The 20,121-nt window shown below is 66.7% G+C and carries 17 protein-coding genes; 9 read left to right on the top strand and 8 right to left on the bottom strand.

Going from position 1 to position 20,121, the window contains the following annotated elements:
• Positions 1-40: 40 nt before the first annotated feature.
• Both ACSFA7_RS05455 and ACSFA7_RS05450 read right to left on the bottom strand, forming a co-directional pair.
• A complete protein-coding gene (locus tag ACSFA7_RS05455; protein WP_234975087.1) occupies positions 41-2,230 on the bottom strand; it encodes a RelA/SpoT family protein in 2,190 nt (729 codons plus the stop codon).
• 63 nt (positions 2,231-2,293) lie between these two features.
• Complete coding sequence (locus ACSFA7_RS05450; protein ID WP_435498433.1) at positions 2,294-3,289, bottom strand: alpha/beta fold hydrolase; 996 nt, start codon at positions 3,287-3,289, stop codon at positions 2,294-2,296.
• A 26-nt stretch (positions 3,290-3,315) separates the two neighbouring features.
• Here ACSFA7_RS05450 and ACSFA7_RS05445 point away from each other — a divergent pair, with 26 nt between their 5' ends.
• Positions 3,316-4,086 (top strand): 3-hydroxybutyrate dehydrogenase, encoded by a 771-nt coding sequence (locus tag ACSFA7_RS05445; RefSeq protein WP_435498432.1) that lies wholly within the window; start codon positions 3,316-3,318, stop codon positions 4,084-4,086.
• Positions 4,087-4,110: 24 nt separating this feature from the next.
• On the opposite strand, the gene ACSFA7_RS05440 is transcribed toward ACSFA7_RS05445, so the two are convergent.
• Positions 4,111-4,812: an SIMPL domain-containing protein gene (locus tag ACSFA7_RS05440; protein WP_435498431.1), complete on the bottom strand. Its 702-nt coding sequence runs from the start codon at positions 4,810-4,812 to the stop codon at positions 4,111-4,113.
• A gap of 49 nt (positions 4,813-4,861) precedes the next feature.
• Positions 4,862-5,269, bottom strand: a complete 408-nt coding sequence (locus tag ACSFA7_RS05435; RefSeq protein ID WP_435498430.1) for a hypothetical protein — start codon at positions 5,267-5,269, stop codon at positions 4,862-4,864.
• Positions 5,270-5,392: 123 nt separating this feature from the next.
• Between ACSFA7_RS05435 and ompR the strand changes: the two genes are divergently transcribed.
• Both ompR and ACSFA7_RS05425 read left to right on the top strand, forming a co-directional pair.
• Complete coding sequence (gene ompR, locus ACSFA7_RS05430; RefSeq protein WP_007837017.1) at positions 5,393-6,124, top strand: osmolarity response regulator transcription factor OmpR; 732 nt, start codon at positions 5,393-5,395, stop codon at positions 6,122-6,124.
• A gap of 74 nt (positions 6,125-6,198) precedes the next feature.
• Entirely contained in the window at positions 6,199-7,611 is a 1,413-nt protein-coding gene (locus ACSFA7_RS05425) for a sensor histidine kinase (RefSeq protein WP_435498895.1), read from the top strand.
• Positions 7,612-7,623: 12 nt separating this feature from the next.
• Here ACSFA7_RS05425 and ispF read toward each other — a convergent pair whose 3' ends face one another.
• On the bottom strand, positions 7,624-8,118 hold the full coding sequence (gene ispF, locus ACSFA7_RS05420; protein ID WP_435498429.1) for a 2-C-methyl-D-erythritol 2,4-cyclodiphosphate synthase: 495 nt from the start codon (positions 8,116-8,118) through the stop codon (positions 7,624-7,626).
• A complete protein-coding gene (gene ispD, locus ACSFA7_RS05415) occupies positions 8,115-8,828 on the bottom strand; it encodes a 2-C-methyl-D-erythritol 4-phosphate cytidylyltransferase (protein WP_435498428.1) in 714 nt (237 codons plus the stop codon). Before ispD ends, ispF begins: the two co-directional genes overlap by 4 nt.
• A gap of 119 nt (positions 8,829-8,947) precedes the next feature.
• On the opposite strand from ispD, the gene mfd reads away from it, so the two are divergent.
• The 3 genes from mfd to ACSFA7_RS05400 are packed head-to-tail and all read left to right on the top strand — an operon-like array spanning position 8,948 to position 14,201.
• Complete coding sequence (gene mfd, locus ACSFA7_RS05410; RefSeq protein ID WP_435498427.1) at positions 8,948-12,430, top strand: transcription-repair coupling factor; 3,483 nt, start codon at positions 8,948-8,950, stop codon at positions 12,428-12,430.
• The gene (gene serB, locus ACSFA7_RS05405) at positions 12,427-13,137 is read left to right on the top strand and encodes a phosphoserine phosphatase SerB (RefSeq protein WP_435498426.1); all 711 of its coding nucleotides are present in this window, start codon (positions 12,427-12,429) and stop codon (positions 13,135-13,137) included. Before mfd ends, serB begins: the two co-directional genes overlap by 4 nt.
• Positions 13,134-14,201, top strand: coding sequence for an Ldh family oxidoreductase (locus tag ACSFA7_RS05400; RefSeq protein ID WP_435498425.1), 1,068 nt, complete (start codon positions 13,134-13,136; stop codon positions 14,199-14,201). The genes serB and ACSFA7_RS05400 overlap by 4 nt, the downstream gene beginning before the upstream one ends.
• Before the next feature lie 4 nt (positions 14,202-14,205).
• On the opposite strand, the gene ACSFA7_RS05395 is transcribed toward ACSFA7_RS05400, so the two are convergent.
• Positions 14,206-14,529, bottom strand: coding sequence for a DUF6172 family protein (locus ACSFA7_RS05395; protein WP_435498424.1), 324 nt, complete (start codon positions 14,527-14,529; stop codon positions 14,206-14,208).
• 76 nt (positions 14,530-14,605) lie between these two features.
• On the opposite strand from ACSFA7_RS05395, the gene ACSFA7_RS05390 reads away from it, so the two are divergent.
• The 3 genes from ACSFA7_RS05390 (at position 14,606) to ACSFA7_RS05380 (ending at position 18,772) form a co-directional block, all read left to right on the top strand.
• Complete coding sequence (locus ACSFA7_RS05390; RefSeq protein ID WP_013541760.1) at positions 14,606-14,833, top strand: hypothetical protein; 228 nt, start codon at positions 14,606-14,608, stop codon at positions 14,831-14,833.
• 90 nt (positions 14,834-14,923) lie between these two features.
• Positions 14,924-16,240 carry a sigma-70 family RNA polymerase sigma factor gene (locus ACSFA7_RS05385; protein ID WP_435498423.1) on the top strand — a complete coding sequence of 439 codons (1,317 nt, stop codon included), beginning with the start codon at positions 14,924-14,926 and terminating at the stop codon, positions 16,238-16,240.
• A 129-nt stretch (positions 16,241-16,369) separates the two neighbouring features.
• On the top strand, positions 16,370-18,772 hold the full coding sequence (locus ACSFA7_RS05380; protein ID WP_435498422.1) for a TonB-dependent siderophore receptor: 2,403 nt from the start codon (positions 16,370-16,372) through the stop codon (positions 18,770-18,772).
• 54 nt (positions 18,773-18,826) lie between these two features.
• Here ACSFA7_RS05380 and ACSFA7_RS05375 read toward each other — a convergent pair whose 3' ends face one another.
• On the bottom strand, positions 18,827-20,014 hold the full coding sequence (locus tag ACSFA7_RS05375) for an aminotransferase-like domain-containing protein (RefSeq protein WP_206179001.1): 1,188 nt from the start codon (positions 20,012-20,014) through the stop codon (positions 18,827-18,829).
• Between the last annotated feature and the right edge of the window lie 107 nt (positions 20,015-20,121).

The following is a 20,121-nucleotide window of genomic DNA, read 5'->3' as shown; positions in this document are numbered from 1 at the left end:
GTCCGAGAAGCAGCTATTGTAGCAGGAGAAAACACGCTTTTTAGCGACGACGTGCAGATCGCACACCAACAACTGCAGTGACGATGCCGAGCACCTGCGTCAGCCGTGCCGCATCGGCGATTTCCACAGTGAACGTCATCCACGCCGTGCCCTTCACCGACTGCGTCTGCACCCCGATCACATTCATCTTTTCTCGAGCGAACACATCGGAGATGTCACGCAGCAGGCCCTGGCGATCGGCTGCTTCGACGGCCACGTCGACCGCGTACACCGGCGCATCGCCGCCCTTCTTCGTCGCGCCCCATTCGACATCGATCACACGCTCGCCATCGCGCGTGGCCATCGTGCGGAAGTTGCTGCAATCGCTGCGGTGCACGCTGACGCCGTGGCCGCGCGTGACGAAGCCGCTGATGGCATCGGGCGGTGCAGGCTTGCAGCACTTGGCAAGCTGCGTCATCAGCGACGACACGCCCACCACCAGCACGCCGCCCTTGCCGGACTTCTCGCTGCCGCGCGCCTTCTTGATCTGCACCCCATCGTCCGGGTTCGGCGCCGGTTCCGGCGGACGCAGCAGCGTCTCGATGTTGCGCAGCGAAAACTCGTCCTTGCCCACCACCTCGAACAGATGGTCCGCCGACTTGAAGCCGAGCTGCGACGCCAGGTCCTCGAGCCGCATGGCCGTCTTGCCTTCGCGCTGCAGCAGCTTCTCGACCGCCTCGCGTCCGCGCGCCACGGTCTCGTGCGTGATCTGTGCGTTGAACCATGCGCGCACCTTGGCGCGTGCACGGTGACTCGCCAGATAACCCAGTTCGGCATTGAGCCAATCGCGCGAAGGGCCGCCTTCCTTGGCCGCGATGATCTCCACCGTCTGTCCGTTCGACAGCGGCGTGTTGAGCGGCACCATCGCCCCATCGACCCGTGCACCCCGGCAGCGGTGGCCCAGCGTGGTGTGCACCGTATAAGCAAAGTCCACCGGCGTCGCGCCCTGCGGCAGTTCGACGATGGCTGCGTCGGGCGTCAGCACATAGATGCGGTCGTCGAACAGACCCTGTCCCTGCAAGCCGCCTGAGAGATCACGCTCCCAAGCGAGCAGCTGGCGCAGCACCGCGATCTTCGCGTCGTACTCGCCGCTCGCCCAGACGCCCGCATAGCCCTTGTGCCCTGCCTCCTTGTAGGCCCAGTGCGCGGCCACGCCATGCTCGGCGTGATCGTGCATCTCTTCGGTGCGGATCTGGATCTCGATCGGCTTGCCCGGCTTGCCGTCGACCAGTTCGCGCACCACGGTGTGCAGCGACTGGTAGCCGTTCGGCTTGGGCCGCGCGATGTAGTCGTCGAACTCCTCGTCGATCGGCTGGAAATGCGTGTGCACCCAGGCCAGTGCCGCATAGCAGTCCTTCACGTCCGCCACCACCACGCGCAGCGCGAGGATGTCGAACACCTGCGCGAAGTCGAGCGACTTGCCGCGCATCTTCTTGACGATGCTGTAGATGTTCTTGGGCCGCCCCTGCACCGTGGCGTGTACGCCCTCGGCCTGCAGTTCGCGTTCGAGTTCCGAGCGCAATTGCTCGATGTGGCCTTCACGCTCGATGCGCTTCTCATCAAGCAGACGCGCAATCAGCTTGTAGGTCTCGGGTTCAATGAAGCGGAACGAAAGATCCTCGATCTCCCACTTCACCTGCCAGATGCCAAGGCGGTTGGCCAGCGGCGCAAACACCTGCAGCGACTCGCGCGCCACGCTCTCGGGCGCCGGCTGCTTGCTGGCCGCCGCATGGCGCAAGGTCTGAAGGCGCGACGCAAGGCGCAGCATCACGACACGCAGATCGCGCGAGAACGCCAGCAGCATCTTGCGCACGTTCTCGGTCTGTGCGCCGGCGCCTTCGATGTGATGGCCCTGCGACGCCGAGCGCGCCTGCTCCTGCACGCGCACCAGCTTGGTGGTCTCGACCGCGAGCGCCGCGAAGTTGTCGCCGAACACCTTGGCGATCACCTCCTGCGGACGGTTCAGGTGCTGACACGAATAAACGAGATAGCTCGCCGCCTGCATGGCCTCGGAACCGCCCATCTTCGCGACGATGGCCGCCACCGCATCCGCATGCGCCAGCGTGTTCTCGCCGGTGTCGAGCTTTTCATCGGCGATCAGCGGCTCGGCGAACGCACGCGCGCGGGCGAGCATGTTCTCGATCACCGGCGTGCGGTCGGCCGTTGCCGCGGACAACGGGTAGTCGACCACGGCGGTATCGGACAGGGGTGCCGTCTGCAGGCTCGAGGACTCGCGCTTCACGCTTTCACCCCATCAATCGAACAGGAAGGATGTGACGACGGCAACCTGCGCGGGATCGATGAAGGTCGGCGCATGGCCCACACCCTCGAACTCGACCAGCGCCGCCTTCGGGCCGCGCTGCGTCATGGCCTCCGCGGTCTCGCGCGACAGGAGGTCCGACTCGGCCCCGCGGGTTACCAGCGTGCGCGCCTGGATGGCGTCGTACAGGCTCCACATGATTGCGCCTCCCTGCGCCGCGGCTTCAGGCGTGATGGCACGCAACGCCACGGCGATAGCCGGGTCGTAGTGCAGCAGCCACGGGCCATCACCAACGTTCTGGCTGGCTTCGATCTTGGAGACCCCATCCACCGTGCGCTGCGATGCGGGCACCACCATGTGCTGCGAAAGCGCAAGCCATTGCTCCGGCGTGTGCGGACCGAAGCTGGTCGAGATCGCCCACATCGCATCGGCCGCTTCCTGCACGCTGCCGTAGCGACCGCCCTGCCCCACGTATGCGGCGATGCGCTGCAGCGCGACAGGCTCGATCGTCGGACCCACATCGTTCGCAATGAAGCGGCGCACCGGGCGCGCCAACGGCAGCTCCTTGTGACCCGCCAGCACGAAGCCGATCAGCCCGCCCATGCTGGTGCCGAAATAGTCGAGGGTGTCGATGGACTGTTCGCGCTGCAGCTGGGCGATCAGCGCGACCATATCGGCCGCGTAGACAGGCACCTGATAGAAGGCCGGGGCGCGCAACCAATCGCTGCGCCCGCGCCCCACGACATCGGGGCAGATCACCCGCACATCGCCGCCCGCCCTCGCCACGATGGCCTGTGCCAGCACATCGAAGTCGCGCCCTTGCCGGGTGAGCCCGTGCACGCAGACCACGACATGCGCGCTGCGTTCGTCGCCCCATTGCCAATAGGCCATGCGATGGCCGCCCTGGGCGTCGTCGCATGCCACGTGATGAAGCGTCGGTTCGGTCATGAAAACGGGGGAGTCGTGGTGCGGATAATGGTCTCGTTGCATCCTAATTCATCCGGAGATTGATCTTCATGCTCAAAGGCAAAACCGCGCTTGTCACGGGGTCCACCAGCGGCATTGGCTTCGCCATTGCCAAGTCGCTTGCCCAGCAAGGCGCACACATCGTGCTCAACGGTTTCGGCGATGCCGAAACGCCCAAGTCCCAGATCGAAGCGCTCGGTGTTCGCGCCGAGTACCACGGCGCCGACATGAGCAAGCCCGGCGAGATCGAGGACATGATGAAGTTCGCCGCGTCGAAGTTCGGCCGTGTCGACATCCTCGTGAACAACGCCGGCATCCAGCACGTCGCCAAGGTCGAGGACTTCCCGGTCGAACGTTGGGACGCGATCATCGCAATCAACCTCACCAGCGCATTCCATACGACGCGCCTGGCGATTCCCGCGATGCGCGAGGCCAACTGGGGCCGCATCATCAACGTCGCATCGGCCCATGGCCTGGTCGCCTCGGCGCAGAAGTCGGCCTATGTGGCGGCAAAACATGGGATCGTTGGCCTCACCAAGTCCGTCGCACTCGAAACCGCGACCACAGGCATCACCAGCAACGCGATCTGCCCCGGCTGGGTGCTGACGCAACTCGTGCAGAAGCAGATCGACGACCGCGCGTCCCGCGAAGGCATCTCGGCCACGCAGGCGCAGAACGATCTGTTGGGAGAGAAGCAGCCCTCGCTGCAGTTCACGACGGTCGAGCAGCTTGGCGGACTTGCAGTCTTCCTGTGCTCGCCCGCCGCCGACCAGGTGCGCGGCGTAGCCTGGCAAATGGACGGCGGCTGGACGGCGCAATAAAGAGCCGGCCAGCGGTGCAGCGCCCTACTTGAGCTGCACCGACCCCGAAACGTTCACGATCACGCTGGTCTTGCCGGCTTCGACCGGCACGGCCGAATCGGCCGAGAACGACTTGGCCTGCATCGCCATCACCCGCGGGCGCGGGCCGCCATCGTTCGCGTTCACCGACACCTCGCGCAGCGTGTAGCCGCCGAAACCGAAGCCCTTGGCCAGCTCGTTGGCCTTCTGCTTGAAGTTCTCGATCGCGATGTTCTGCGCTTCGGCCTCGGTCTTGGCGCGCTGCTCGCGGCTCAGGCCGAATCCGACGTTGCCCACGCTGAGCGTGCTGATGCGGCCAGCCGTCTGCGTGATGCGCGGAAAGTCGCGGCCTTCGAGCACCAGCTCGGTCGAACCTTGCCAGCCGTTGATCTTGCCGTCCTTGGTGTAGCGCGGCGAGAGGCTGAAGTTGCCTGTGCGCACGTCGAGCTGGCCGGGCTGCGCGTTCTTCTTGGCTTCGTTGAGGGCGGCGTCGAGCGCGGCCTTGAGCTGCGTCTGCACCGTGGCTGCATCGGTCGCATCGCGGGTGGTCACGAGCGTCATGCTCAGCAGATCCTGCTGGACCTCGACCGTGCCGGAGGCAGTGAGCTGCAGCACGTTCTGCGGCGCCGGAGCGACCACGTTCTGGGCCAGCGCGGAACCGGCGGCGGCCAGGGCGGCGCAAACAGCGAGCAATTTGATTTTCTTCAAGGCAAGGAACTCCCTAGGTTGATGGCGAGGAACACCCGCGCCAGGGCCCTCAGGGGCGCTGGCTGCGCGGCGCGATCAGCGAGCGGGCGGCGGGCATCGGTGCCGGCGCGATCCGCTCGGCTGGCTGCGATTCTGCCGAATTCGCCATGGCACCTACGCCAGGCGGCATCCACTGCCCTCGGATCTGCTGCCGCAACTCGAACAACTCCCCGGCGGTCAGGCGCCGGCCGGCGACGGCTTCTTCACGGCGGATTTCCTCTCGCTGCGCCGCCCGGTGGGCGGCCACTGCATCCCGCACTTCACTGCGGCGCACCTCGCCGACCCTGAAAAAGTCACCGGAAACCGCCCATGTGGAACCACAGGCGCAGGCAAGGAGCAATGGCAGTGCGGGAAAAGGAAGTCTCATCGAGTGGTTGGTCGTGAAGGCAGGGGAACTTTGCCACTGCTGGACGAACACCGGATGTCCATAGGGCGAGCGTCCGCAAGTTTTGTAACTTAGTGTCAAACCATAAGTAAATCTGGCTCGATGGGGTGCTAACGCCTTCAGAATCGGCGCTGTTACAAATTCAACGTTGTAGAAATGACTCAAGTTCCCGCTCGCACTGACAAGATCGTGATCGTCGACGACGACGCCCGCATCCGTGATCTCCTTCGCCGCTACCTGACCCAGGAAGGTTTCGAAGTGATCGTGGCCGAGGACGGCAAGGCGCTCAACCGCATCCTGTTGCGCGACACGGTCGACCTGATCGTGCTCGATCTGATGATGCCCGGCGAAGACGGTCTCTCCGTCTGCCGCCGCCTTCGTGCCGCCAACGACCGCACGCCGATCATCATGCTCACCGCCAAGGGCGAAGACGTGGATCGCATCGTCGGTCTCGAAGTCGGCGCCGACGACTACCTCGGCAAGCCCTTCAACCCCCGCGAACTGCTGGCCCGCGTGCACGCCGTGCTGCGCCGCCGTCCGCCGCTCGAGGCGCCCGGCGCGCCCTCGACCGAGAACGAGACCGTCACCTTCGGCCCGTTCGCCTTCGACCTCGGCTCGCGCACGCTCAAGAAGGACGGCGAAGAACTCTCGCTGACCACCGGCGAATTCGCGATGCTCAAGGCGCTGGTGCGCCATCCGCGCCAGCCGCTGTCGCGCGAAAAGCTCGCCCAGCTGGCCCGCGGACGCGAATTCGAGCCCTTCGACCGCAGCCTGGACGTGCAGATCTCGCGCCTGCGCAAACTCGTCGAGTCCGACGCCGCGGCGCCGCGCTACATCCAGACCGTCTGGGGCGTGGGCTACGTGTTCGTGCCGGACGGCACGGCCTGACGCCCCGTTGAGAGGTGGCCATCGGCCCATCTGCCAGACCCGGCCCGGCGCAGGAGGACGGCGCGCAGGTCACGATGCCGAGCCCGCTGGAGGCCAGCGCGGCACGTGACCGTCGCCCCGGCCTCAAGCTGGGGTTCAGCCTTTTCTGGCGCACTTTCTTCCTGCTCGCGCTGCTGCTGATCGGCTGCACGGTCGCCTGGCTGCAGACTTTTCGCTCGCTCGAATACGAGCCGCGCGCGATTCAAACCGCCCACCAGATCGCCTCGCTCGTGAACCTCACGCGCGCGGCGCTGGTGTATTCGGACGCCATCACCCGGGTGTCGCTGATCAAGACGCTGGCCGACCAGGAAGGCGTGCGCATCCTGCCGCGCGAGCCCAACGACCGCTTCCAGCCCTACACCAGCGGCGCGCTCGACCTGCGCGTGACCGAGGAGCTGATCGACCAGCTCGGTGAAGGCACCACCGTGGCCAGCCGCGTGAACGACGAGGCGGGGCTGTGGATCGGCTTCACCATCGAGAGCGACACCTACTGGCTGCTGCTCGACCCCACGCGCTTCAGCCGCGTGGGCGGGCGCACCTGGCTGGTCTGGCTCAGCACCGCGATGGCGCTCTCGCTGGCCGGGGCGGCGCTGATCACGCGGCTCATCAACCTGCCGCTCAAGCAGCTGTCGCGCGCGACGATGCAGGTGCGCGAAGGCGAGTACGAGGCGCACCGGCTCGACGAACGCGCCCGCACCAACGAAATTCGCGCGGTCAACATCGGCTTCAACCGCATGGCGGACCAGCTCGCCAAGATCGAGCAGGACCGCGCCATCATGCTGGCCGGCATCTCGCACGACCTGCGCACGCCGCTCGCGCGCCTTCGGCTCGAAACCGAGATGAGCGTGGCCGACGAGGATGCCCGCGACCACATGGCCGCCGACATCGCGCAGCTCGACGCGATCATCGACAAGTTCCTCGATTACGCCCGGCCCGACCATGTCGATCCGCGGCCCGTGCTGTTGCGCGACGTGGTCGATGCCTGCACCTACGCCGTGCAGGACTACGAGGAGATGAACATCAAGGTCGAAGTCCCGCCCGACCTGCGGGTGCTGGGCGACGAAGTCGAGCTCACACGCGTGATCTCCAACCTGGTCGAGAACGCCCGGCGCTACGGCAAGACACCGGCCACCGGCGTGGCGGACGTCACGATCCAGGCGCAGGCCAACAACGATGCGGTGCTGATCAAGGTGCGCGACCATGGCGCGGGGGTCGAGCCCGCCCTGCTCTCGCAGCTGACCAAGCCCTTCTTCCGCGGCGACGCGGCGCGTACATCGGCGGCGGGCGCGGGCCTGGGCCTCTCGATCGTGGCGAAGAACATCGAGCGCATGGGCGGCACCTTCGCGCTCACCAGCACGCCGGGGCGCGGGCTCGCGGCCCACATCCGCATGCCGCGCGCCATGCCGACGCCCAAGCCGGGCGAAGTATCGGGCAAGAAGCCCGCTTGATCAGGTAACCGCTCAGCGGTGGAGCAGCACGGCCGCGCGCGCTTCCATCGCGCGGCCCTCGCCCACCGGGCCGAGTTTCTCGGCCGTCTTGGCCTTCACATTGACCTGCTCGATCGCAATGCCCAGCGTGTCCGCGATGCGCTGGCACATGAGCGGGATGTGCGGCGCCAGCTTCGGCGCCTGGGCGATCACGGTGCTATCGACATTGCCGATCTCCCAGCCGGCCGCGCGCACGCGACGCGCCGCCTCGGCCAGCAGCACCGCCGAATCGGCACCGCGGAACTGAACGTCGGTATCGGGAAAATGCCGGCCGATATCACCCAGCCCCGCGGCGCCCAGCAACGCATCGGTGATCGCGTGCAGCAGCACGTCGGCGTCCGAGTGCCCCAGCAGGCCCGTGGTGTGCGGCACCTCGATGCCGCCCAGGATCAGCTTGCGCCCCGCCACGAGCTGATGAACGTCCCAGCCCTCGCCGACGCGGATGTTGAAGGGTGCAGGTGAGGTCATGCGATGGCTTTCTTGCGGCTGAGCAGGACCGCCTCGGCCAGTGCGAAATCTTCGGGGAAGGTGATCTTGAAGTTCTGCGCGCTGCCCGGCACCAGCAGCGGCGCGAGGCCGATGGCCTCGATGGCGCTGGCCTCGTCGGTCACCACGTCGCCCACGCGCTCCAGCGCGTCGAGCAGCATGCCGATACGGAACATCTGCGGCGTCTGGGCCAGCCATTTGTCGGCGCGCGACAGGGTCTGGGAGACGCGGCTGTCGGTCGAGGACACCTTCAGCGTGTCGGCCAGCCGGTGCGCCAGCAAGCCGCCGACGGCATCGTGTTCGCAAGCGGCGATCAGCGCCTCGATCTGGCTGGAGGTGACGAGGCAACGCGCGGCGTCGTGCACCAGCACCCAGTCGTGCGCGCCGGCGCCTTTCTGGCGCAGTGCCGCGAGGCCGTTGCGCACCGTGGCCGCGCGGGTCAGGCCGCCGACTTGCAGCAGGTACTCGTCGTTGCCCGGAAAGCGCGGCAGCGCGGTCTGCACTTCGCGGTCGTCCGGCGACACCACCACCGCCAGCCCGGCAAAACGACCGGCCAGGGCGCGAAAAGCCTCCACCGTGTGCGCCACCATCGACGCCCCCGCGAGTCGCTGGTACTGCTTGGGCTGCACGCCGCCCGCACGGTGGCCGGAGCCGGCACAGGGAATCAGCACGAAGAATCGGGAAGAAGACATTGGAAGGTGCGGCACGGGCCGATGGCCGACAAGCGGATAAAGGGCCGCCATTCTAGAATTGCCCTTCGCACACCCCTCGCCAGCCGGCGCGGGGTGTTGTGCATTTTTCGAAGCGTTCCATGGACCTCCCCCACCTCACGGCGGGCAAGCGTTTCACGCTGCCGCGTCCCCCTCTGTCGGCCGATGCCCTGCTGCTCGCGCAGCTGGGCATGCGCGAGAAGGCCGCCGGCCGCGCGACCGCGATGTTCACGGCCGACGCCAATGACGCGCAGCGCCTCATCGACGAGCTCGCCTTCTTCGCGCCCGATCTGCGCTGCGCCCTCTTCCCCGATTGGGAAACCCTCCCCTACGACAGCTTCTCCCCCCACCAGGACCTGATCAGCGAGCGCCTGGCCACCCTCTGGCGCATCAGCCAGAAAGAGGCCGACGTGGTGCTGGTGCCCGCCACCACCGCGCTCTATCGGCTCGCGCCGCCGGCCTTCCTGGCCGGCTACACCTTTCACTTCAAGGCCAAGCAGAAGCTCCAGGAATCCAAGCTCAAGGCCCAGCTCACGCTGGCCGGCTACAGCCATGTGACGCAGGTGGTGAGCCCGGGCGAATACGCGGTGCGCGGCGGCCTGATCGACCTGTTCCCCATGGGCTCGCTGGTGCCGTTCCGCGTCGATCTGTTCGACGATGAGATCGACTCGATCCGCACCTTCGACCCCGACACCCAGCGCAGCCTCTACCCCGTACCCGAAGTGCGCCTTTTGCCGGGCCGCGAGTTCCCGATGGACGACGACGCCCGCGCGCGCTTTCGCAGCCGCTGGCGCGAATTGCTCGAAGGCGATCCGACCAAGAGCCGCATCTACAAGGACATGGGCAACGGCGTGGCCACCGCCGGCATCGAGTACTACCTGCCGCTGTTCTTCGACGAGACGGCCACCGTGTTCGACTACCTCGGCCCCGACGCCACCGTGGTGCTCCACGGCGACCTCGAACCCGCGTTCCAGCATTTCTGGCAGGACGCGAACGAGCGCTACCGGCTGGTGCGTGGCGACCCCGAGCGCCCTGCGCTGCCGCCCGAGGCGCTGTTCCTCAACGCCGAGCAGTTCTATCAGCGCGCCAAGCCGCACGCGCAGTTGGCCATCCGCGGCGACATCGCCACCGACACGCCCTACGCCGAGTTCGACCGGCTCCCGCCCTTCGCCGTGGTGCGCGGCGCCGAAGACCCGCTGGTCGGCCTGAAGGCCCACATCGCCACGACGCCGCACCGCGTGCTGATGGTCGCCGAGAGCGACGGCCGCCGCGAGAGCCTGCTCGACTTCCTGCGCGCCAGCGGCGTGAGCCCGCCGGCCTTCGATTCGCTGGCCGAGTTCGAGGCCTCCACCGACGAGAAGATCGGCATCGTCACCGCCGCGCTGGCCTCGGGCTTCGCCTGGCGCGAGCAAGGCATCGACCTCGTCACCGAGACCGAGCTGTTCGCCACCGCGCCCACCACCCGCCGCCGCAACAAGAAGCAGGAACAGGTCAGCGACGTCGAGGCGCTGATCAAGGACCTCTCGGAGCTCAACGTCGGCGATCCGGTGGTCCACACCGCGCACGGCATCGGCCGCTACCGTGGCCTGATGCACATGGACCTGGGCCAGGGCGTCGATGCCGAAGGCAAGCCGCTGCTGCAGGAAATGCTGCACCTGGAGTACGCCGACAAGGCCACGCTCTACGTGCCCGTCTCGCAGTTGCACCAGATCAGCCGCTACACCGGCGTGAGCGCCGACGAGGCCCCACTGCACAGGCTGGGTTCCGGCCAGTGGGAAAAAGCCAAGCGCAAGGCCGCCGAACAGGTGCGCGACTCGGCCGCCGAGCTGCTCAACATCTATGCCCGCCGCGCCGCGCGCGAAGGCCACGCCTTCCGCTACTCGGCCGCCGACTACGAGGTGTTCGCCAACGACTTCGGCTTCCAGGAAACCGCCGACCAGAAGGCCGCGATCCATGCGGTGGTGCAGGACATGATCTCGCCCCAGCCCATGGACCGCCTGGTCTGCGGCGACGTGGGCTTCGGCAAGACCGAGGTCGCGCTGCGCGCCGCCTTCATCGCGATCACCGGCGGCAAGCAGGTGGCGTTTCTCGCGCCAACCACGCTGCTGGCCGAGCAGCACTACCAGACGCTGGTCGACCGCTTCGCCAAGTGGCCGGTGAAAGTGGCGGAGATGAGCCGCTTCCGCTCGGCCAAGGAAATCACCGCCGCCGCCAAGGGGCTGGCCGAGGGGCAAATCGACATCGTGGTCGGCACGCACAAGCTGCTCTCGCAGTCGGTCAAGTTCAAGAACCTGGGCCTGCTCATCATCGACGAGGAGCACCGCTTCGGCGTGCGCCACAAGGAGGCGATGAAGGCGATGCGCGCCGAGGTCGACGTGCTCACGCTCACCGCCACGCCGATTCCGCGCACACTGGGCATGGCGCTCGAAGGCCTGCGCGACCTGAGCGTGATCGCCACTGCGCCGCAGCGGCGCCTGGCCATCAAGACCTTCGTTCGCAACGAGGGCACGGGCGTCATCCGCGAAGCCGTGCTGCGCGAATTGAAGCGCGGCGGGCAGGTCTACTTCCTGCACAACGAGGTCGAGACCATCGAGAACCGGCGCCAGAAACTCGAAGAGATATTGCCCGAGGCCCGCATCGCGGTCGCCCACGGCCAGATGCCCGAGCGCGAGCTGGAGCGCGTGATGCGCGACTTCGTGGCGCAGCGCTACAACCTTTTGCTGTGCTCGACCATCATTGAGACCGGCATCGACGTGCCGACCGCCAACACCATCGTGATGAGCCGCGCCGACAAGTTCGGCCTCGCGCAGCTGCACCAGCTGCGCGGCCGCGTCGGGCGCTCGCACCACCAAGCCTATGCGTACCTGATGGTGCCGGACACCGAGGGCCTCACCAAGCAGGCGGCCCAGCGGCTCGACGCCATCCAGCAGATGGAAGAGCTGGGCTCCGGCTTCTACCTCGCGATGCACGACCTGGAAATCCGCGGCACCGGCGAAGTGCTTGGCGAGAACCAGAGCGGCAACATGATGGAGATCGGCTTCCAGCTCTACAACGAGATGCTGAGCGAAGCCGTGCGCGCCCTCAAGGCCGGTCAGGAGCCCGACCTCCTGGCGCCGCTGTCGGTCACCACCGAGATCAACCTGCACGCCCCCGCCCTCCTGCCCGACGACTACTGCGGCGACGTGCACCTGCGGCTGTCGTTCTACAAGAAGCTGGCGACGGCAAAGACGCCCGACCAAATCGACACGCTGCTCGAGGAAATCGTCGACCGCTTCGGCAAGCTGCCGCCGCAGGCGCAGACGCTGATCGACACGCACCGCCTGCGCGTGCTCGCACGGCCCTACGGCGTGGTCAAGGTCGATGCGGCGCCGGGCATCATCAACATCACCTTCAAGAAGGACGCACCGGTCGACGGCATGGCCATCATCCAGCTGGTGCAGAAGAACAAGCACATCAAGCTCGCAGGCAACGAAAAGCTTCGCATCGAGCGCGAGCTCAAGGAGCCGAAAGATCGCGCGCAGATGGTGCGCGATGTGCTGCGCAGCCTCGGACAACCCCTCGTCAAGGAACCCGCCCCCGCATGAGCGCTACAGAAATTTCTCCCGGTCTCGTGATCCAGCGCGTGAAGCCGCCGCTGGCCCTGGCCGACTTCAAGCTGATCGCGTTCGACATGGACTCGACGCTGATCAACATCGAATGCATCGACGAGATCGCCGATGCCGTCGGCAAGAAAGCCGAGGTGGCCGCGATCACCGAGGCCACGATGCGCGGCGAGATCAAGGACTTCAAGGAAAGCCTGCGCCGTCGCGTGGCGCTGCTGCAGGGCGTGCCGGTCGAAGCGCTGCAGCAGGTGTACGACGAGCGGCTGAAGCTCAACCCCGGTGCCACCGAACTGGTCGCCGCGTGCAAGAAGGCGGGCCTCAAGGTGCTGCTGGTGTCGGGCGGCTTCACCTTCTTCGCAAACCGCGTGAAGGACCAGCTGGGCATCGACTTCGCGCGTTCGAATCTGCTCGATGAGGCCGACGGCAAGCTCACCGGCCAGGTCGTAACGCAGAGCTGGGGCGACATCTGCGACGGCGCCGAGAAGCGCCGCACGCTGCTCGAGGTCGCGTCGCTCATGGGCATTTCGCCGCAAGAGACCATCGCCGTCGGCGACGGTGCCAACGACCTGCCGATGATGGGCGAGGCCGGCCTCTCGGTGGCCTATCACGCCAAGCCGAAGGTGCGCGAGCAAGCGATGGTGGCGATCAACGAAGGCGGGCTCGACCGCCTGCTCGAAATCCTGAAATGACCGATTCGACCGCACTGCTCTATCGCGCAGACGCGCTCAAGGACTACGCCAGCGCCCTGCTTCAGAAAGCCGGCCTCGCCGCGTCGATGGCCGACAGCGTTGCCCGCACGCTGGTCGAAGGCGACCTGCTCGGCCACGACACGCACGGCCTCGCATTGCTGGCCGGCTATGTGAAGGAAGTCGAATCCGGCGGCATGACGCGCGACGGCGCACCCGAGGTGCTGTCGGACCGTCCCGCCGCCGTGCTGTGGGACGGCAAGCGCCTGCCCGGCCCCTGGCTCATGGACCAGGGCATGGACCTGCTCGTGCCGCGTGCGCGCGAATTGGGCACCGCCTCGCTCGTGATCCGCCGCAGCCACCACATCGCCTGCCTCGCGGTCTACATGCTGCGCGCGCTGCAGGAAGACATGCTGATGCTCCTGGCCTGCTCCGACCCCAACACCGCCAGCGTCGCACCCTTCGGCGGCACGCAGGCAGTGTTCACGCCGAACCCGCTGGCGATGGGTTTTCCGCTCTCGACAGGCGGGGTGATGGTCGACATCTCGGCCTCGATCACCACCAACGGCATGAGCAACCGCAAGCGCGCCGCCGGCGAGACCTTTGCCGAGGAATGGCTGATTGATGCGGCCGGCAAGCCGACGAACGACCCGCAGGTGCTGTTCGACCAGCCGCCCGGCACGCTGCTGCCCGTGGGTGGGCTGAGCCACGGCCACAAGGGCTACGGCATGGCGCTGCTGGTGGAGACGTTGACGGCCGGGTTGGCGGGCTTTGGCCGGGCCGACCCGAAAGAGGGTTGGGGCGCGACGGTGCACATCACGCTGCATGACCTGAATGCGTTCGGCGGCAAGGAAGCATTCCTGCGCCAAATGGACCATGTCGCGGCGCAATGCCGGGACAACACGCCGATCGACCCTGCCAAGCCGGTCCGGCTGCCGGGAGAAGGCGGTTTAAAGCGACGGGATGCGCAATCGAAGAACGGGGTGCGGCTGCACCCGTCGATCGCACGCTCGCTGCTGGATGCGGAGCAGCAGCACGGGCTGCAACTCGCGAAGGCGCTTCTTTAAGGGATCAGTCTTCCTCGGGCGGTGCTTCGGCCCGCTCGCCGGCAGGGCGCGGTGGGCGCTTGCCGGGCTTGGCTAGGATCTCGACGTAGAACTGCTTGCCGGCATCTTTCACGATGCCGTCGATCAGCTTGTTGATGGCCGGTAGTTCAACGACTTCGGCGGATTCCTGCGCCGCGCCGAACTTGCAATCGAAGTCCCAGAAATCGCTGCCTTCGGGCAGATCGCGGCGGCGTTCGCGCTTGATGTACTTGCGGATCTCGTGCTTGATGGCTTCGACGAGACGGTCGGGGTGCTTGCCCTCGACCTGGAGCTGAAAGGTTTTTCTCATGGGTGATCGTAACGCCCCCGTGGGGGCTGCCGTGCTGTGTGTACAGTCAGCGGTTCAATGGAAAGCAGGTGAAGACATGGCGCGCGCAAACGACTGGGCAAGCAAGGTGATGGCATTGGTAAACGGCGGCAACGCCCCCGCCGCCATCGCGCAGATCAAGGTCGCGCCCTCGGTCAAGGACCTGAAGGCGCTGCAGACCATCATGACGCTCTCGAAAATGAAAGGCCGCTATCCGAACGTGGACGCGGCCATTTCAGACAACCTGGACCTGCTGGCGGCGCCCCGCCTGCATCGCTCGCCCTGAGGCACAGCCCCGGGTTCTGCCCAGAAGCCTCACAAATGAGAACCATTCTCGACAATAATCGAGAAACGGTACCTACGTTCTCATTTGTCCATGTCAGCCCAACTCTCCCCCACTCCGCTGCTGCGCGCCTTCCAGGACAGTTATCAGGAGTTGGTGCGATTCATCGCACGGCGCACGGGCAGCACGCATGACGCACGCGAGTTGGCGCACGACACCTGGCTTCGTCTGGCCGAGCGCGCCGAAAGTTCGCAGCACGACAAAGAAGTTCCACCGGAGCCCGCCGCGCGCGCTTATGTGTACACCGTGGCCGAAAACATCGCGATCGACCACCTGCGCCGCCACCGGCGCGGCATGGAGCGCTTTACTGCGGCATCGCACGACGACGCCGACGAGGGCACCGCGCGCGAACGCGGCACGCACGATGTCGCCGACCTCTGTGCGCACCGGCAGGCCCTGGATGCGATCGACATCGCGCTGAGGCAACTGCCGCAGCGCAGCCGCGACATCTTCCTGGCCGACCGGCTCGAAGGCATCGGCCACGCCGAACTGGCCGAACGTTATGGCGTCTCCGTCAAGACCGTCGAGCGCGACGTGATGCGCGCACTCGACAGCGTCGAGGCCGCGTTGCACAGGTGGCGCGGCGACACCGTGCCGGTGCGCACTGGACGCCGCCGGGCCCTGTCGACGCTGCTCGGCATCGCCGGCCTGAGCGTCGGCAGCGCAGCGCTTTGGCAGGCGTGGCGGCAATGGATGCCCGGCTACCAGGGTAGCCTGGCCACCGCCATCGGCCGCATCCGCAGCCAGACCCTTCCGGACGGCAGCCGCCTCACCCTCGATGCGGACAGCCGCGCCGAAGTGACCTACTACGTCACGCGCCGAACCGTGCAACTGCTTGGGGGCAGCGTCTTCTTCGACGTGGCGCGCGACGAAGCGCGCCCCTTCGTCGTCACCGCGCTGGGCCACGAGATCACCGTGCTCGGCACCCGTTTCGAGGCCGCGCTGCAAGACGGCAGCCTGCGCGTGGCGGTTGAATCGGGCCGGGTGCGGGTTCGCAGCAGCGGCGGCGAAGAGCGCATCCTGGGCGCCGGCGACAGCGCCCGCATCGATGCATCACAGCAGTTCACCACGGCGCATCCCGGCGAGGCCGCCGCGGTGGCGCCCTGGCGCGAAGGCTGGCTCGACTTTCATCACGTGCCGCTGGGCGAGGTCGTGTCCCGTCTCGCGCGCTACAGCCCGCGTCCCCTGCGCGTCGAGCCCGATGCCGCTTCCTTGCCGGTGTTCGGTCGCGTGCACATCGCGCAGGCCGGGGCCTGGCTGCGCCTGCTGCCCGGCAGCCTGCCGGTGCAGGTGCGGGAAGACCCGGGCAGGCCGCAAGCGATCGTCATTGCGCGCCGCCCGCCAGCCTGACATCGCAACTTTTTGCGAATCGCATGAGGGATTCGCGCCGCTCGGTCGTATCAGCCTGAAGAGCCCGGAAAAGTCTGTCCAGCGGATGGCCCGGGATCCCATGGCCCAGAAATGAACCGACCTCATCGCATGCCTTCTCGCACCCCCCTTCCACGCGGCGCCTCGCGCCACCTGATCGCCGTCGCCGTCCTGGCCTGCATCGCCCAGGCCGGCCAGAGCGCGATGGCACAAGACACGGCAGCGCCGCGGACCCCGCAAGCCACGTCGACTGCGGCGGACGCAGGCGCGGTCATCGGCTTCTCCATCCCCGCCCAGCCGCTGGACCAGGCGCTGAACCAACTGGCCCGCCAGGCCGGCCTGCAGTTGCTGGCGCCGTCGGCCTTGCTGAACGGCCTGCACAGCCGGGCGATACACGCCGATCTGAGCGTCGGCGCTGCCACCTCGCAACTGCTGCAAGGCACCGGATTGACCGGGCGAATGACAGGCAACATGCTGGTCATCGGACGGGCCACGCAGGCCTCCGACACCACGCTACCGGCCGTGACGGTCAGCGCCTTGGCAGAGCGCGAAACCGCCATCGGTCCGGTGCCCGGCTATGTGGCGCGGCGCAGCCAGACCGCCACCAAGACCGACACGCCGCTGCTAGAAGTGCCGCAGTCGATCTCGGTCATCGGGCGGGAAGAAATGGATGCACGCGGCGTGCAGGACATCATGGAAGCCGTGCGCTACACCCCCGGTGTCACGGTCAACAACTGGGGCTTCGACCCCCGGGGCATCGAATGGATCCTGATGCGCGGCTTCGACACGACAGCGGGCATCGCCGGCTACCGCGACGGCCTCGTCCTGCCCGCCTATTCCGTGACCGAGTCCTACGGCATCGAACGCGTCGAAGTGCTGCGCGGACCGTCCTCCGTGACCTTCGGCCAGGGTGACGCCGGCGGCATCATCAACCGTGTGAGCAAGATGCCGAGCAACACGCCCGTGAACGAAGTCGAGGTGAAGTACGGCAACTTCCAGCGCAAGCAACTGGCCTTCGACCTGGGCGGCGTCGCCGGCGACACCCTCAGCTACCGCCTGGTCGGCCTCGGTCTGGACACCAACTCGCAGGTGTACTACGGAGATGGCACGCCGTTCTCGAACAAGCGCACCTACCTGGCCCCTTCGCTGCGCTGGCAGCCTTCGGCCGACACGTCGTTCACGCTGCTCGGCGAGTTTCTGGACAACAAGGCCAGCGACGACGTCTTCTATGTCATGGACAAGGCGGGCCGCAACACCGGCATCGTTCGCGGCGACCCCAACTTCAGCCGCATCCGGAACCGCCAGGAATCGCTGGGCTACCTGTTCGAACACCATGTGAACGACAACTGGACGGTACGCCACAACCTGCGCTACTCCGATGCCCGCATCGAAAAGCACATCCTGCGCCACGCCCTGCTGCCGGACAACTACACGGTCACTCGAAGCGCGCGTTCCTTTCCGGAGTGGTACGGCCAGTGGAGCTCCGACGCGCAGCTGCAGGGCCGTGTTCGTAGCGGGATCGTCGAGCACACGCTGCTGTTCGGCTTCGACGCGACCCGCATCCGCTACACGTCCAAGGAGTTCTCGGGACCGGCACCCAGCCTTGATCTGCGCTACCCAGTCAACGTCCTGCCGATACCAGAGCCCCTCGTCCCCGCGAGCAACTACACCCAGATCACCCAGCAATTCGGCCTCTACGCCCAGGACCAGATCAAGATCGACGATCGCTGGGTGCTCACGCTCAGCGGGCGCCAGGATCGCGTGAAGTCCGAGACCACCGACCGCATCAACAGCACCCGCAAAGGCCAGACCGACAACAAGATCAGCGGCCGCGCGGGCCTGAGCTATCTGGTCGGCAACGGTTGGGCGCCGTATGTCAGCTATGCCACGTCCTTCATGCCGACCAGCGGCGTCGACCCCAGCGGCAACCCGTTGCAGCCGACCCGTGGCAAGCAGGTGGAAGCCGGCATCAAGTATCAGCCCGAGGGTTCGCGCACGTCGTTCACCGCGGCCGTCTTCGACCTGCGCAAGTCGAACGTGGTCACCTACGACCAGGACACCTTCGAGTCCCGTCAGATCGGCCGCATCCGCTCGCGCGGCCTCGAGCTGGAAGCCAAGGCCGAACTGGCTCGCAACCTGAACTTCACCGCCTCCTATACCGTGCTCAACATGAAGGTGCTAGAGAGCGCCAATACGAGCGAGGTCGGAAAGATGCCGATCCAGGTGCCCAAGCAATCCGCTTCCCTTTGGCTCGACTACACCCTGAGCAACGGCATCGGGTTCGGCGGCGGCGTGCGCTACATCGGCAGACGCTGGAACGACGTGACCAACACCTCGGACGAAGGCGGCGTCGCGCTGCTGGACGCCACGGTGCACTACAAGACCGGCCCCTGGCGCTTCGCACTGAGCGCAACCAACCTGGCGAACCGCAAGTACACCGCCTCGCGCGCCTACAACAACTACTACAGCGGCAACGAGCGCACGCTGATCGCCAGCGCGAAGTACCAGTTCTAGGCAGGGTCCGGCCGGCCGCGTGCGCAACTCGCGCACCGCCGACCCCGCAATGCTTCAGAGCGCCTGGCCGAGGCGCTTCACGCCCTCTTCGATCTTCGCCACATCGGCCGTCGCAAAGCTCAGGCGCAGCGTCGCCACATCGGGCTTCTCGGCAAAGAACGGTGCGCCAGGCACAAAGGCCACGAGCTTCTCGATCGCGCGCTTGGCCAGCTCGTTCGCATCGGCCAGCTTGCCGTTGGCGCCCGTGAGGCGCGCCCAGAAGAACAACCCGCCGTTGGGCTGCGTGAAGCTCACCGCATCGCCCAGTTCGCGCTGGAGCGCCGCGCCCATGGCTTGCGCGCGCTGACCGTAGACCTCGCGCACATGCGCGAGCGTCGCGGGCATGCGGCCGCTCTTGAGGTACTGCGCGGCCGTGGCCTGCGAGAAGGTGCTGGTGTGCGCATCGCTGAACTGCTTGCACATGGTCGCCTTGGCGAGCAGTTCGGGAGGCGCGATCATCCAGCCGATGCGCAGGCCCGGGCTCAGCACCTTGCTGAGGCTGCCGCAATGCGCGAGCAGTTCGCGGCTGCCCGGAACGTCCTTGCTCAGGGCGAGGATCGAAGGGGGAGGCGCTTCGCCGAAGTAGAGGTCACCATACGGGTCGTCCTCGACGATCAGCGTCTGGTACTTCACGGCAAGCTCGAGCACCTTCTTGCGGCGCTCCAGCGTCAGCATCGCGCCGCTGGGGTTGCCGAAGGTCGGGATCAGGTAGACGAACTTGGGCTTGTGCTCGGCGATGAGCTTCTCGAGCTCGTCGGTCTTCACGCCGTTGGCGTCGATGGGCGCGCTGATGAGCTGCGCGCCGTAGAGGCGGAAGCACTGGATGGTGGCCAGGAAGGTCGGGCCCTCGACGATCACCTTGTCGCCGGGCGAGATCATGGTCTTGCCCAGCAGGTCGAGCGCCTGCTGGCTGCCGGTGGTGACGATCAGGCCGCTGGGGTCCACATCGACGCCCTTGGTCTTCATGAAGGAACTGAGCTGGCTGCGCAGCGGCTCGTAGCCTTCTGTGGCGCCGTACTGCAATGCGCCGCCGGGCTCCTCGGTCAATGCCTTCTGGCTCGCTTCCTTGAGGCCCTCGACGTCGAACATGGCGCTGTCCGGGAAACCGCCCGCGAAACTGATGATGCCGGGCTTGCCGAGCAGCTTGAAGAGTTCGCGGATGGCGGAGGTTTCGACGTTGTCGAGGCGGGAGGCGAATTGCATGGTCAGTCTCACTTTCTGGACGCCATTGTCGCGAAAGCCGGGTGCATGAATGCTGCGTAAGGCCATCGCCTTTCAACGATATATTGCGCCTGTCGCCGCCCTGCGCC

Origin of the sequence: Variovorax trehalosi (assembly GCF_051216415.1) — a bacterium.
Lineage (GTDB): Bacteria > Pseudomonadota > Gammaproteobacteria > Burkholderiales > Burkholderiaceae_C > Variovorax.
The sequence above is the reverse complement of the archived record's forward strand: the minus strand, read 5'-3'. Positions and strand labels throughout refer to the sequence as shown.

Coding starts and splice junctions, on each gene's coding strand:
- ispD (WP_435498428.1), bottom strand. CDS start 8,828: ATGTCTTCTTCCCGATTCTTCGTGCTGATTCCCTGTGCCGGCTCCGGC.
- ACSFA7_RS05380 (WP_435498422.1), top strand. CDS start 16,370: ATGCCTTCTCGCACCCCCCTTCCACGCGGCGCCTCGCGCCACCTGATC.
- ompR (WP_007837017.1), top strand. CDS start 5,393: ATGACTCAAGTTCCCGCTCGCACTGACAAGATCGTGATCGTCGACGAC.
- ACSFA7_RS05400 (WP_435498425.1), top strand. CDS start 13,134: ATGACCGATTCGACCGCACTGCTCTATCGCGCAGACGCGCTCAAGGAC.
- serB (WP_435498426.1), top strand. CDS start 12,427: ATGAGCGCTACAGAAATTTCTCCCGGTCTCGTGATCCAGCGCGTGAAG.
- ACSFA7_RS05390 (WP_013541760.1), top strand. CDS start 14,606: ATGGCGCGCGCAAACGACTGGGCAAGCAAGGTGATGGCATTGGTAAAC.
- mfd (WP_435498427.1), top strand. CDS start 8,948: ATGGACCTCCCCCACCTCACGGCGGGCAAGCGTTTCACGCTGCCGCGT.
- ACSFA7_RS05445 (WP_435498432.1), top strand. CDS start 3,316: ATGCTCAAAGGCAAAACCGCGCTTGTCACGGGGTCCACCAGCGGCATT.
- ACSFA7_RS05450 (WP_435498433.1), bottom strand. CDS start 3,289: ATGCAACGAGACCATTATCCGCACCACGACTCCCCCGTTTTCATGACC.
- ACSFA7_RS05425 (WP_435498895.1), top strand. CDS start 6,199: ATGCCGAGCCCGCTGGAGGCCAGCGCGGCACGTGACCGTCGCCCCGGC.
- ACSFA7_RS05395 (WP_435498424.1), bottom strand. CDS start 14,529: ATGAGAAAAACCTTTCAGCTCCAGGTCGAGGGCAAGCACCCCGACCGT.
- ACSFA7_RS05385 (WP_435498423.1), top strand. CDS start 14,924: ATGTCAGCCCAACTCTCCCCCACTCCGCTGCTGCGCGCCTTCCAGGAC.
- ispF (WP_435498429.1), bottom strand. CDS start 8,118: ATGACCTCACCTGCACCCTTCAACATCCGCGTCGGCGAGGGCTGGGAC.
- ACSFA7_RS05375 (WP_206179001.1), bottom strand. CDS start 20,014: ATGCAATTCGCCTCCCGCCTCGACAACGTCGAAACCTCCGCCATCCGC.